Source organism: Terribacillus halophilus (genome assembly GCF_900162685.1).
GTDB classification, from domain to species: Bacteria; Bacillota; Bacilli; order Bacillales; family Amphibacillaceae; genus Terribacillus; species Terribacillus halophilus_A.
This window is the reverse complement of sequence record NZ_LT727828.1, coordinates 2,398,386-2,410,753: the sequence shown is the minus strand read 5'-3', so window position 1 is coordinate 2,410,753 and position 12,368 is coordinate 2,398,386. Positions and strand designations below refer to the sequence as shown.

Annotated in this window: 14 protein-coding genes; 10 read left to right on the top strand and 4 right to left on the bottom strand. The window is 42.3% G+C overall.

Annotation, left to right across the window (positions count from 1 at the left end):
* Nucleotides 1-9: 9 nt before the first annotated feature.
* Nucleotides 10-1,644 carry a putative ABC transporter permease subunit gene (locus B1K52_RS16880; RefSeq protein ID WP_077310351.1) on the bottom strand — a complete coding sequence of 545 codons (1,635 nt, stop codon included), beginning with the start codon at nt 1,642-1,644 and terminating at the stop codon, nt 10-12.
* A complete protein-coding gene (locus B1K52_RS16875; protein WP_077310349.1) occupies nt 1,637-2,359 on the bottom strand; it encodes an ABC transporter ATP-binding protein in 723 nt (240 codons plus the stop codon). Before B1K52_RS16875 ends, B1K52_RS16880 begins: the two co-directional genes overlap by 8 nt.
* A gap of 144 nt (nt 2,360-2,503) precedes the next feature.
* On the opposite strand from B1K52_RS16875, the gene psiE reads away from it, so the two are divergent.
* Complete coding sequence (gene psiE / locus B1K52_RS16870; protein ID WP_077310347.1) at nt 2,504-2,926, top strand: phosphate-starvation-inducible protein PsiE; 423 nt, start codon at nt 2,504-2,506, stop codon at nt 2,924-2,926.
* Nucleotides 2,927-3,023: 97 nt separating this feature from the next.
* Nucleotides 3,024-3,779: a type I methionyl aminopeptidase gene (gene map, locus B1K52_RS16865; protein WP_077310345.1), complete on the top strand. Its 756-nt coding sequence runs from the start codon at nt 3,024-3,026 to the stop codon at nt 3,777-3,779.
* A gap of 42 nt (nt 3,780-3,821) precedes the next feature.
* Here the strand turns inward: map and B1K52_RS16860 are convergent, their stop codons facing one another.
* Complete coding sequence (locus tag B1K52_RS16860) at nt 3,822-4,682, bottom strand: cation diffusion facilitator family transporter (protein WP_077310343.1); 861 nt, start codon at nt 4,680-4,682, stop codon at nt 3,822-3,824.
* A gap of 119 nt (nt 4,683-4,801) precedes the next feature.
* On the opposite strand from B1K52_RS16860, the gene B1K52_RS16855 reads away from it, so the two are divergent.
* The 6 genes from B1K52_RS16855 to B1K52_RS16830 all read left to right on the top strand — a co-directional run bounded on the left by B1K52_RS16855 (nt 4,802) and on the right by B1K52_RS16830 (nt 9,681).
* Nucleotides 4,802-5,023 (top strand): hypothetical protein, encoded by a 222-nt coding sequence (locus B1K52_RS16855; RefSeq protein ID WP_077310341.1) that lies wholly within the window; start codon nt 4,802-4,804, stop codon nt 5,021-5,023.
* A gap of 92 nt (nt 5,024-5,115) precedes the next feature.
* A complete protein-coding gene (locus tag B1K52_RS16850; protein WP_077310339.1) occupies nt 5,116-6,378 on the top strand; it encodes an MFS transporter in 1,263 nt (420 codons plus the stop codon).
* Between the two features lie 82 nt (nt 6,379-6,460).
* Nucleotides 6,461-6,700 (top strand): IDEAL domain-containing protein, encoded by a 240-nt coding sequence (locus B1K52_RS16845; protein WP_077310338.1) that lies wholly within the window; start codon nt 6,461-6,463, stop codon nt 6,698-6,700.
* A 124-nt stretch (nt 6,701-6,824) separates the two neighbouring features.
* Complete coding sequence (locus tag B1K52_RS16840) at nt 6,825-7,664, top strand: M15 family metallopeptidase (protein ID WP_077310336.1); 840 nt, start codon at nt 6,825-6,827, stop codon at nt 7,662-7,664.
* Nucleotides 7,665-7,998: 334 nt separating this feature from the next.
* Entirely contained in the window at nt 7,999-9,384 is a 1,386-nt protein-coding gene (gene fumC / locus B1K52_RS16835) for a class II fumarate hydratase (protein WP_077310335.1), read from the top strand.
* A gap of 90 nt (nt 9,385-9,474) precedes the next feature.
* Nucleotides 9,475-9,681 carry an alpha/beta-type small acid-soluble spore protein gene (locus B1K52_RS16830; protein WP_077310334.1) on the top strand — a complete coding sequence of 69 codons (207 nt, stop codon included), beginning with the start codon at nt 9,475-9,477 and terminating at the stop codon, nt 9,679-9,681.
* Nucleotides 9,682-9,827: 146 nt separating this feature from the next.
* On the opposite strand, the gene B1K52_RS16825 is transcribed toward B1K52_RS16830, so the two are convergent.
* Nucleotides 9,828-10,706 carry a PucR family transcriptional regulator gene (locus B1K52_RS16825; RefSeq protein WP_077310333.1) on the bottom strand — a complete coding sequence of 293 codons (879 nt, stop codon included), beginning with the start codon at nt 10,704-10,706 and terminating at the stop codon, nt 9,828-9,830.
* A gap of 92 nt (nt 10,707-10,798) precedes the next feature.
* Here B1K52_RS16825 and B1K52_RS16820 point away from each other — a divergent pair, with 92 nt between their 5' ends.
* Together B1K52_RS16820 and B1K52_RS16815 are read left to right on the top strand one after the other, a co-directional pair.
* Nucleotides 10,799-11,926, top strand: a complete 1,128-nt coding sequence (locus B1K52_RS16820; RefSeq protein ID WP_077310332.1) for a DUF445 family protein — start codon at nt 10,799-10,801, stop codon at nt 11,924-11,926.
* 72 nt (nt 11,927-11,998) lie between these two features.
* Nucleotides 11,999-12,352 carry a YlbF/YmcA family competence regulator gene (locus B1K52_RS16815; protein WP_077310331.1) on the top strand — a complete coding sequence of 118 codons (354 nt, stop codon included), beginning with the start codon at nt 11,999-12,001 and terminating at the stop codon, nt 12,350-12,352.
* Nucleotides 12,353-12,368: the final 16 nt, after the last annotated feature.

The following is a 12,368-nucleotide window of genomic DNA, read 5'->3' as shown; positions in this document are numbered from 1 at the left end:
GCTTCTTTTTTACTTTGTCAGCGTTGTGCGATTTGCAGACCGCAGCAGCCGGCTGACAGTGTACAATAATGCAGCAACAAGCAAGCTGATATATAAAACTGTGAAAAGCAGCGAAACAAACATCTGCATGTTCAGTACAAGCAACAATGCAATCAAAATACCTAAGGAGCCAACAGAAAGAACAATGGCAATGAGGCTTGCGAGTCTGTTTTGGAACAATTCTGTCTCCTCTGACCAGCCTAGTTTAGGATAAAACAGATCACTGAGCATCCCGATAATTGTCACAGCTGCATTTACTAACAAAGCGAGAAACAGCCAAAGCATGGCTTGCCAAATAGTCAGCTGCAAAACAAAAACGGCAACGAGGAACATGACGGTGATCGGTAAAAGATTGATTAAAAAGGCGGCTTGCAGCTTGGCCAAAACAATTTGCCACATTTTCAACGGCAGGAAAAGATGGGCTTCCCAGCTGTGACCGTCTTTTGAAAAGCTCACAATACTTACTGGATTTAGTCCTATTGTAAGAATGTTTACTGCTAGTATGGCAACGTAAAGGCCGCTGCCGTCCAAGCTTTTTGCCAAAGAAGCGGCAGAAGTAAAATCACCCATGAAAACAATGACGACTAATAAAGCCGGCATAATAAGTGTGCCAGCGACACATTGCAGAAAGAATGTTGGTGTGCGAAAGATAGTCTGTATTTCCTTTTTGCGGTAAGCGTGAACAACTGAGGTTTGTTTGCGGTACAGTCCTTTGCCGTTAAATTGTTTACCTGATCCAGTATTCAGCCCTAACGCACCTTTCAAATATAGCTTTTGTGATGCTGCATAAAACAGCCAAAACGAAACTAAGGCAATCACTAGAACGATAATCAAGTACAACAATCTCATCCACAAGCTGTCTGTTGTCAATTGGTTTGTCATGAGCCATGCAGGAGGATAATACATAGTAGCCATTTGCAGCATCCCGCCACCTTCTGCACTGGAAGCAATAGTTTCGGCAACTTTTTCTGGATCGTGCTGTAAGCGAAGTACTATATTTAACAAAATCAGCAAGATAAAGCCGAGAATCCCGCCGATTACTTTGCTTCTATCTTTGTTCTTTCCTTTATTTACAAACTGCATCGCAAACATGACGATGACGGATGCCAGTGAATAAGGAATAATTGGAATAACGAAAAATAGGAGCAGTGCGAAAATAGAATATACGATTCCTGCACCAGACAAAACACCATAGTACATGCTGACAGGGAAATACGTCGCCGCCGTAACTAGGTAAACATAAACAAGCGGGTTCACTGATTTAGCGATTAGCAATTGATAGGAATGTACAGGAAAGTGCAGGAAAGAGGTGATATCTTCGGTAAAGTAAAAACCATTCATAATTAAAGTTAATGACAAAAGAAGCACAACGATGAAATTCATGAGAAATAGAGAGCCTAAAATAATATCCGAATTTCCTGACGGTTCGAGCATTGTGTAAATTAAATCAATTACTTGCAGGACAAATCCGCCTAACATGAGCCCTAAAAAGAGTATTCCTAATAACCCGAAAACGAAGCCGATGATGACGCTCGGTTTTTTAAATACATTGTGATACTGCATTTTCAACTGAATACGAATGAGCGCACGAATCGGTTTATGCATCTTGTGTCAGCTCCAGGAAGATATGCTCCAAGCTTTCATCAGAGTGGAATTTTTCTCTCATTTTCGGCAATGTACCATGAAACAACAGTTCTCCTTTACGGATAATAGCCACTTCATCACATAACTGTTCGACAACCTCGAGCACATGAGAAGAGAAGAAGACGGTATTTCCTTTTGCTGTGTGCTGCCGCATTAATTCTTTCAGCTGATAAGAAGACTTTGGATCAAGACCGGTCATTGGTTCATCAAGAATCCAGACAGATGGCTGCTGAACGAGCATACCGGTAATGAACAATTTCTGCCGCATGCCGTGTGAATATGTTTTAATCTGATCGCTAAGTGCTTCATAAATGCTGAACATATTGGCATATTCCTCAATTCGTGCAGTTCGATCGTCTGCTGATATTCCGTATATATCCCCAATAAAATGTAGATAGTCAATACCATTCAGCCGTAAAAATAAATCAGGACTATCCGGCACATAACCAAATTCATGCTTTGCTGCTATCGTATTGGTCGAGATGTCTTTGCCGTTTATTGTGATAGAACCTGAATCAATAGGCAGAATACCTGTCACCATTTTAATGGTAGTGGATTTGCCAGCACCATTGGGTCCGAGAAAACCGAAAATCTTTCCGCTTGGAATGGTTAAATGAATGTCGTTGACAGCTTTCTTACTGCCGTATTGTTTATGGACGTGATCAAGTTGTATCAATGCTTCAACCTCCTGTCTGATACTTCCATTCTGTCTGTTATCTTCCAATTGTTCAAGCGTATTTTCTATAAAAAAAGCTTATATGACTTCGCATATCCTATCGTGTCAGTCAATATATTTAAGACAAGCTCAGGGGGGATAGCTATGCGGGAGTTACAAAAGAAGACTGCATTGATTGCCGTTTTGCTACAGACAGTACTTAATATCACATTAACCATCCTTGCGATGATTTTGGTTGTCTTTCTATTAAAAAAGACAGTATTTATTTTTGATGTGCTGCTAATTCGTAACGAAGAAGTTACGTATTTTTATCTCGCAGAAGGAATTATAGTTTATTTCCTTTATTTTGAGTTTATCAGTTTGATAATTAAATACTTCACACATGACTATCATTTTCCGCTTCGATACTTCATTTACATCGGTATCACAGCCATCATCCGCTTAATTATTATTGACCATGAAAACCCGTTGACAATTTTGTTGTATGCGATGGCTATCGTACTTCTTGTTTGTGCACTGCTCATTGCCAATCATTCCAATATAAAGGGAAATGAGGAGCTGGACTGACTAAAATAAGCAGCGTAACAATTTAACCGTATTGGCATAATATGATACACTCTATAATGGATTAGGAAGCATTGTCGTCAGAAAGGAAGAGAAACGAATGATTAATCGTAAGAGTGCGCGTGAAATAGAAATGATGCGAGCAGCGGGCAAGCTGCTTGCTGCTATTCATAAAGAAATTCGCAATATGATTAAACCCGGTATTACAACGATGGAAATCGACCAATTTGTAGAGAGCTATTTGGAAAAGCATGGTGCTACTGCTGAGCAGAAAGGCTACAATGGCTACGCTTATGCAACATGTGCTTCCATCAATGATGAAATCTGCCACGGATTTCCGAGAAACGAGCCATTGAACAATGGAGATATTGTAACAATTGATATGGTTGTAAACTTGAATGGCGGATTAGCTGATTCTGCTTGGACTTACGCGGTTGGAGAAGTAAGTGAAGCAGCGGAGCGTTTGCTTGAAGTAACGAAGAATTCTTTATACAAAGGAATTGAGAAGGCACTTCCTGGTTCTCGCATTGGGGATATTGGTCATGCAATCCAGCAATATGCAGAAGCAGAAGGCTACTCTGTCGTACGTGACTTTACTGGTCATGGTATTGGGCCAACTATCCACGAAGATCCGCATATCCCGCATTTTGGCTTGCCGAATAAAGGCCCGCGCTTGAAAGAAGGCATGGTTATTACAATCGAACCGATGCTTAATATCGGGGAATGGGGCAGTCAAATGGATGATAATAACTGGACAGCGCGTACCGTTGATGGGTCTCTGTCTGCTCAGTACGAGCATACGATTGTCATTACGAAAGATGGTCCTGTTATCCTGACAGATCAAGATGAGGAATAAAGATATGGAAAGCCTATACCAGTAAACGGTATAGGCTTTTTTCTATGGTTCGATATGAATCAATGTATGGAAAATATCATGCTTCTTAGCGAGCAGCTTTTCCAGTCTTTCAGTTATGGCATGTCCTTGGGCAACATTGAGGGAGGCATCTACTCGGATAATTACATCAACGAGAGATTGATTTCCATGCAATCTCGCCTTTATTTCTACGACCTCCAACACATCCTCATCCTGCACAATCGTATGACGTATTTGTAATAACCTGTCCACATCATAACCATCAGTAAGGGAGTACGTAGCATCATAGAAAATATCCCATGCTGTTTTACAAATTAAAACCCCAACGATGAATCCTGCCAGTGGATCTAGCCAATAATAACCGAACTGGGCTCCAAAAATGCCGATAAACGCGCCAATACTAACCATTCCATCCGAACGGTTGTCTTGCGCTGCAGCCATTAAAGCTGGACTTTGAATACGCTTTGCTAACGCAAGATTGTAGCGATATACCGCCCACATGACCATTGCTGATCCTATAGCAGTCCAGCCTGTCAGCATATCCGGCTGCACGTAGTCGGGTTGCATTAGCCGCTCAAGTGTATCAAGTAATACATGAAGACCTACAGAAATCATAATAAATGCAGCAACAAGTGAAGCAATCGTTTCTGCACGGAAATGTCCATACTTATGATCCAAGTCAGGTGGTTTACGTGAGATTCTTAATCCGGCCAGTACAGCGACAGAAGCAACAACGTCGGTTGTGTTATTCAGGCCATCTGCCAGCAGGGCATCTGAATCTCCGATGTAGGCAACGAGTAATTTAATAAATGAAAGCACCAAGTAAGCCGCGATGCTAAGCATTGCTCCTCTCTCGCCTGCTTTAAGGTTATCATACTGGCCCATATGTAAAGATTCCTCCGATCTCATTCCGGGGCAGGAAAGATTACTGCATGTCCAGAATGGGTACAAGATAATACATTATATTCTTCATTTACATCAATATACGAAGGGGTTGGAAAAAAATGAACCAGGAAAAAGTTATTATTGAAGGCAGCTTGGAAGGGATGCGTTTTTACAAAGAACTGGATATTATTATCGACCCCGGGAAAGTTACTCCCGAGCAAGCAATCATTCGTTTCTATGGGAGTGATGCAGAGAGTTTTGACATGCTGGCCAGGGAGCAGGGCTGGCGCAATTGTTATTGGACTTATCTGGATAATGCTGAACTGCTGCAGGCAAATTAATCCCAGCCACCGTGCAGGGATTTTTTATTTGGATAAAAAGTGCATGCTTTGCAAACGATAGGAGTAGTTTGCGAAAGGCAGGAGACAAGTTCATGGCAACAACCAAAAAGACATCGAACAGCAGTTCACCAAAAAACATGCGCTGGGCAATAGTTGCGCTGGCATCCATTCCACTGATTATGACACTCGGAAATTCCATGCTGCTTCCAGTCCTTCCATTAATGGAGGAAGAGTTGGGGATAAGCAAGTTACAATCAAGCTTTATCATTACATTCTATTCAATTGTAGCCATCATTTTCATCCCAGTTGCTGGTTTTTTATCCGATCGATTTGGGCGTAAGGTCGTGATTTTGCCTTCCCTGATAATTGCCGGGGCCGGAGGGCTGATTGCTGGGATATTTTCGGTAGGCAGTGAAAACCCGTACCTTTGGATTATGATTGGCCGAATACTGCAAGGGGTAGGCGTGGCTGGGGCAGCGCCAGTTGTACTGCCGCTTGTTGGAGACATGTTCGAAAAAGAAGAAGATGTCAGTGCTACACTTGGTATAGTCGAAACTGCTAATACTTTGGGAAAGGTGCTGAGTCCTGTACTGGGAGCGCTTCTGGCAGGTTTTCTCTGGTATCTGCCTTTTTATGCAATTCCTGTATTCTGCGCTATTTCTTTTGTCCTCGTTCTCTTTCTCATTAAAAAGCCGAAAGATGACAAGAAGGGAAATGACTTTAAAACGTTCCTTAAAAGCACAAAAGCAACGTTTCATAAGCATGGCGGCTGGTTAACAGCGATTTTCCTTATAGGCGCGATTCTTATGTTTATTCTTTTTGGTATTCTATTCTACTTGAGTACAGTTCTAGAAGAGAAATATGGAATGCATGGTATCGTGAAAGGGGCAGTACTGGCAATTCCGCTTGCTGCGCTATGTCTAGCATCATATTTGACAGGGAAGTGGATTAAAAGCAACGGCAAACTGATGAAGTGGATTACGTTTACCGGCATTGTTTGTGCAGGAGTAGTTACAATCGCTTTATACTTTTCAAAAGGAGTCGTCTTCATGATGGCTGTGTTCCTTATTGCTGGTATTGGAATTGGCGCAGGCCTACCTTGTCTGGATTCTCTTATTACAAGCAATATGGAAAAAGACGTACGAGGAACAGTTACTGCCCTATTTAGTGCGATGCGTTATGTCGGCGTAGCTGCTGGCCCGCCAGTCGTTGCTTTGCTCTTAAAAACAGACCTTATTTGGCTGATTGTTACTTTTAGCGGTACAGCTTTTCTTGCAGCATTATTAACATTGAAATTCATTAAACCCCCTGATCCAAAGAATCATAAGCACCAACCAGTTCCGCATTTACATTAATTTAACGAACAAGTCAGAAAATTGTTGCAAAATTGATGTATATCCAGCATAATGAAAAAAAGGAACCAGGGGGAATCGTTCCATGAAAAAGCATAAAGTTGTCTACCGTCTGCAAAGAACGAACAGAAAGCGTTCTTATGTAACTGCTAAACGAGAGATTGCGTTTGAAGTGAAACTTGCTGCTAAACTTATGCTGGATGAATTTCTTTTTACTTGGAACAAGAACAGACTGGAAGCCCAAATTAATGACAGTATTGATCAAAACAACCAAGTGCTGTTTAACGAATTAAGTGCCGCGTACCGACCTTACACATTAGAATGACTATATAAAAACTAAGAAGACCCGTTTTGCAGTGGACAAGACGGGTCTTTTTGTGTGCGAAATAAACGTATGGCTATGCTATAATTAATTTTATAATAGAAGTAACACAGAGGAGAAATTCGAAATGAAGCGTTTGATGTTGTTTGCTGTACTAGGTGCCGTGCTCGTAGCAGCTGGCTGTCAAGACCAGCAAACAAGCCAGAAAGAAAATACGAACGAAACGAAAATAACAGAGAATCAGACGGAGAATCAACAAGCAGAGCAGCCAAAGGAAGAGGAAGCAGCTGTTGAGGAAGAACCTGCAGAAGCGAAGCCGGATCAGCATCAGAAGGAAGCAGACGATGTTATTGGCACAATTGAAAAACCAGTAACAGTTGATAATCCGGATAGCATAGAAGTGGTTGTTAACAAAACAAGACAGTTCCCGGATGGATGGGCACCAAAGGATCTCGTGGAGCCGAACGTACCATTTTACTTTAACGAACATCTGGAGAAAAGAAAGATGCGTAAAGAAGCTGCCGCTGCCCTGGAGGAACTATTCGCTGCTTCAGAGAAAGATGGAATGGATCTTGTAGCAGCAAGCGGATATCGCTCAGAAGCGAGACAGAAGCAGATTTATGAAAATAACGTCGCTACACAAGGCCAGGAAGAAACAGATAAAGTGTCATCAAGACCAGGCCGCAGTGAGCATCAATCTGGTTTGGCGATCGATTTAACATCAGCGGAGATGGCACTTGCGCTGGAAGAGACGTTTATTAATACGGATGAAGGAAAATGGCTGGCGGATCATGCTTATGAACATGGTTTTATCGTGCGCTATCCGAAAGGGAAAACAGACATTACAGGATACAGCTATGAACCTTGGCATATCCGCTACGTTGGAAAAGATCTTGCAAAACAGATACAGGAAGAGGGCGTAACATTAGAGGAACATTTTCAAATGAAATCTGACTTAAAGAGCTGAAAAAGAGCCACTGCCTTGAAGAAGGCGGTGGCTCCATATTTATGTGATGGGAGGTCACATACTAATTTAGCGGCATAAGGATGCCTAAAACTTACTTGTCCATTTGTGCTTGTAAATACTGCACGTGATTAACTAATCTGTGTACTAATTCAATTCGATTTTAACACATTGTAAGAAAGATGGGTAGGGAAATTATTAAATTTTTTCAAAAATGAAAAGATACACAACCTTGTGTCGCAGAAGCCGCAAAAATGCAGATTATTTGATACAATAAGGATGTCTGATGAAGAAAGTAAGAGACTTAAAATCAAGTTCTGGAGAGGGGAAAGTAATAATGGAATTTCGTGTAGAAAAAGATACGATTGGTGAAATCCAGGTACCAGCTGATAAATTTTGGGGAGCGCAAACGCAGCGAAGTAAAGAGAATTTCCCGATTGGTACGGAAACAATGCCGAAAGAAATTGTATACGCTTTCGCTTTGCTAAAAAAAAGTGCTGCAAAAGCTAATTGTGCACTCGGTCTCTTAGAGGAAGATAAAAGCGATGCAATTGGTTATGCGGCTGATCAAATTATATCTGGCGAGCTGGATACCCATTTTCCGCTTGTTGTTTGGCAGACGGGCAGTGGCACGCAGTCTAATATGAACGTGAATGAAGTTATTGCATTTGTAGGCAATAAGTGGCTGGAGGAACAAGGCAAGGATACAAGGCTTCATCCGAATGATGATGTTAACAAATCGCAAAGCTCCAATGATACGTATCCGACAGCATTACATATAGCTGCTGTGACGCAGTTGGAAGATACAGTTCTGCCTGCTCTGAAACAGTTGAAGACGACATTAAAAGAGAAGTCTGATGCGTACCAGGATATTGTCAAGATTGGACGTACCCATTTACAGGATGCAACTCCACTTACACTTGGACAGGAAATTAGCGGATGGCATCGAATGCTGGAAAAATCGGAGCAGATGATTCGGACAAGTCTCCCGTACATCCAAGAACTGGCTATTGGCGGAACGGCTGTGGGTACGGGATTGAATGCACATCCGGAGTTTTCAGAAAAGGTGTGCCAAGAATTGGCTGCTGCTACAGGAAAAGATTTTCGCTCTGCTGAAAACAAGTTCCATGCACTAACAAGCCATGATGAAATCGTTTTTGCACACGGTGCACTGAAAGGTTTGGCTGCCGATATGATGAAGATTGCCAATGATGTCCGCTGGCTGGCGAGCGGCCCACGCTGCGGTATTGGTGAAATTGAAATTCCGGCTAATGAGCCTGGAAGTTCAATTATGCCAGGAAAAGTGAATCCAACACAGAGCGAAGCAGTTACAATGGTAACGGTGCAAGTGATGGGGAATGATGCAGCAATTGGATTTGCAGCAAGCCAAGGTAATTTCGAATTGAATGTATTCAAGCCTGTTATTGCTTATAACTTCATTCAATCTGCACAGCTTTTAGCGGACAGTATGCTTTCCTTTAATGATCGTTGTGTCGTAGGATTGGAACCAAATCGAGATAAGATCGCGAAGAATTTGCAGGATTCCTTAATGCTTGTAACTGCTCTCAACCCGTATATTGGTTATGAGAATGCAGCTAAAATCGCCAAAAAAGCTTTTGCGGAGAATACAACGCTAAAAGAAGCGGCTGTGGCAAGCGGTCTTTTGACAGAGGAACAATTCGAATCTTATATCAAACCAGAAGAGATGACGTACCCGAAATAAGAATTGCCATGTTTGGCCAGTAGTTCCATTATATAAGCCTGATAAAAAACACCTTCTTGCTCAAACTATAGGCATAGGAGGTGAACAAACATGGCGAACAACAACAGCTCAAACGAATTGCTAGTACCTGGCGTACAACAAGCTCTTGATCAAATGAAATTCGAAATCGCACAAGAATTTGGTGTTTCTCTAGATGGTAACGAAACATCCCGTGCAAACGGTTCTGTCGGTGGAGAAATCACGAAACGTCTTGTAGCTACTGCGCAGCAGCAGCTTAACGGCGGACAACAATTCTAATTTCATATCGAATGGCTAAAGGGGCACCTAATAGGTGTCCCTTTCTTGTGGGGTACACCTGCTTACTTTTCTGTGCGAAACTGCATGAAGACTTTGCATGTGTGGTGGCAGTGTCATCTAAAGAGCTTTCTAAACAACCGACAATTTTACATATTCTGAATGGCGAAGTAAAGAGCAAATGCATCTTGAAATTTTCGAATATCAAGTCCGGTGCGTTCTGTTAGTTTATCTAATCTGTAATGAAGACTATTTCGGTGAATAAACAGCTTTTTAGCAGTCAAGGTAAGATTTTGGTTGCAGGCGAAATACATTTTTATTGTCCGCAACAGTTCCTCATCTGCATCTAAACCTTGCAGAATATGCTGCATGATGTAATTTCGATCTGCATTTGGCAGCAGCGTACTTATAAGCTGCGGAATGCTATCGTGAAAGTGAAGGACATGTTTGGCTGCGTGAAGCGGTATCTGTTTATAAGCCGAATGCAGCCACGTATATTGAGCAGGTGCATCTTCCAAAGAAGCAAGCCACGGACTCACAAAGAGGCGGAGAGAAACGGATAAATCATACATCACCATATCCACCACTTCCTCATACGAGATAGACTCTTTTTGGCGGCTTTCAATCAACATTCCGGATTGGCGATTATACCAAACGCATGCAAGCGGATAATCGGTCAGACTGTCCATCGCTTCTCTGAAAACATCAGCACCAATGTAGCCATCAATATGAAAGAAAATAAACCGGCAGCCATTAGCATACAGCGGGTCTGCAATAAAGTTGTTTGTGTCTTTTATGCCGTGAAGCAGGTTGTACCAGTCTGTATCTCTGCTTGATCCTCGCGGAATGGTAATGGGAGAACCGAGATGATGAAGTAAAGCGAGTTCTCGTTCGTTCAGCTGCTCAACTGGGAAACCAATACTTTCACCATCTTCCAAACGAAACCAATGATAATTTTCCATATCAAGCATTTCCGTACTAGCAGCTCTTATGATGCCCGAAATCATTTTTTCCAGTTCATCCAGCATATGTACCTCTCCTATTCATACAGACAGTTTCTTTGTAATTGGTGTTAATTGTATTATACTAAAACCGAAGAAAACAGAAAGGTCGATAAAACATGAATAGTGGAGATATTTGGTTGATATTATCTATGGCGGTCGTGGGAGCACTGATTGGGGGAATCACAAATCATTTAGCGATCAAGATGCTGTTCAAGCCTCATCGCGCCATTTATATAGGGAAATGGAGACTTCCGTTTACACCGGGATTGATTCCGAAACGTAGGGATGATTTAGCGCGTTCCCTAGGGAAAACGGTCGTGGAGCACCTGCTTACACCTGCAGGCATGCAGGCGAAGCTGCGCGATAAAGATTTTCAAAACAAAGTGGACGCAGGGGTGCAGCGAGAGGTTCTTCGCTTCCTTCGTTCCGAAAAGACCATCAGACAGCTGCTTGCAGATATCAACGTCGAGCTAAAAGCTGAAACGCTCTATACAAGTGCGGCAAAACTTGTAAGTAAACAGCTGTATCTGCATGGTGACCAGGAGCTGAGCAGTTTACTTCCTGAAGAACTAAAGCAAAGGAAAGAAGCTGCAGCAGCCCACGCTGCTTCTCATATTCAACAAATGCTGCTTTCCTATGTAGACAGCTATGATGGCCGCAGAAAAATACAGGAACTTGTTCGCAGCTTCTTGCAAGGAAGAGGGTTTCTCGGCAGTATGCTATCTTCCTTTATGGACCCTGAAAGTGCCGCAGATAAAATCCAGCCTGTTATTACAGAGTCAGTTGGGTCTGAGGGCACGAATCGCTGGCTGCAACAGTTGCTAGCCGGTGAAATGGATAAACTGCTAAACAGAAAGATAAATGATGTAACGAATGTAATTGGACAAGATACAGTGGAAGAAGGGATAAAGCAGCTGCTTGCGCACGCTATTCCATTGGACCGGTTACTTAATACACCGGTTTCCGTGTATACAAAGCCAATTCAAGACAATGTGTTATCAGAAAAAGTGTCGCTGCTCGTTCAACGATTGCTTGAGCGTTTAGCAGGACAGGTGCCAGTTCTTATGGGGCAGCTGGAACTTGCCAAGATGGTTGAACAAGAAGTGTCTGGTTTTCCGCTGGATCGTGTCGAAGACCTTGTGCTGGCGATTTCCAAGCGGGAGTTCAAACTAATCACTTATCTTGGTTTTCTGTTAGGCGGTATTATCGGCATTGTCCAAGGCATTATCGCGCTGTTTGTCTGATAGCTTGAACTATACAGCGGTTCGCTTGTTTGTTATAGTGGAACTTGAGTAAATTTGAGGAGGTACGTACCCATGGCTAATATGTACGATCATGCGTATGAACTAGAGAAAGCAATTCGTGAAAGTGAAGAATTCCAAGGCTTGAAAGCCGCTTATGATACGGTAATGAACGATTCTTCTTCTAAAGAGATGTTCGAGAACTTCCGTAATGTTCAGCTGGAACTTCAGCAGAAGCAAATGCAAGGACAAGAAATCACAGAAGAAGAAGTACAGCAAGCACAAAGCGTTGTACAAGTCGTACAGCAAAACGAATCCATTGCAAAATTGATGGAACAAGAACAACGTTTGAATGTTGCAATCAATGATATCAGCCGTATTATTACAAAGCCGCTTGAAGAGCTTTACGGTCAATCAGAAGAGCAATAATGTAAAGAGCTCCTTA

Bases quoted from the DNA above. Each gene is read 5' to 3' on its own strand.
- B1K52_RS16880 (WP_077310351.1), bottom strand. From the start codon at position 1,644: ATGCATAAACCGATTCGTGCGCTCATTCGTATTCAGTTGAAAATGCAG.
- psiE (WP_077310347.1), top strand. From the start codon at position 2,504: ATGCGGGAGTTACAAAAGAAGACTGCATTGATTGCCGTTTTGCTACAG.
- map (WP_077310345.1), top strand. From the start codon at position 3,024: ATGATTAATCGTAAGAGTGCGCGTGAAATAGAAATGATGCGAGCAGCG.
- B1K52_RS16860 (WP_077310343.1), bottom strand. From the start codon at position 4,682: ATGGGCCAGTATGATAACCTTAAAGCAGGCGAGAGAGGAGCAATGCTT.
- B1K52_RS16855 (WP_077310341.1), top strand. From the start codon at position 4,802: ATGAACCAGGAAAAAGTTATTATTGAAGGCAGCTTGGAAGGGATGCGT.
- B1K52_RS16850 (WP_077310339.1), top strand. From the start codon at position 5,116: ATGGCAACAACCAAAAAGACATCGAACAGCAGTTCACCAAAAAACATG.
- B1K52_RS16845 (WP_077310338.1), top strand. From the start codon at position 6,461: ATGAAAAAGCATAAAGTTGTCTACCGTCTGCAAAGAACGAACAGAAAG.
- B1K52_RS16840 (WP_077310336.1), top strand. From the start codon at position 6,825: ATGAAGCGTTTGATGTTGTTTGCTGTACTAGGTGCCGTGCTCGTAGCA.
- fumC (WP_077310335.1), top strand. From the start codon at position 7,999: ATGGAATTTCGTGTAGAAAAAGATACGATTGGTGAAATCCAGGTACCA.
- B1K52_RS16830 (WP_077310334.1), top strand. From the start codon at position 9,475: ATGGCGAACAACAACAGCTCAAACGAATTGCTAGTACCTGGCGTACAA.
- B1K52_RS16825 (WP_077310333.1), bottom strand. From the start codon at position 10,706: ATGCTGGATGAACTGGAAAAAATGATTTCGGGCATCATAAGAGCTGCT.
- B1K52_RS16820 (WP_077310332.1), top strand. From the start codon at position 10,799: ATGAATAGTGGAGATATTTGGTTGATATTATCTATGGCGGTCGTGGGA.
- B1K52_RS16815 (WP_077310331.1), top strand. From the start codon at position 11,999: ATGGCTAATATGTACGATCATGCGTATGAACTAGAGAAAGCAATTCGT.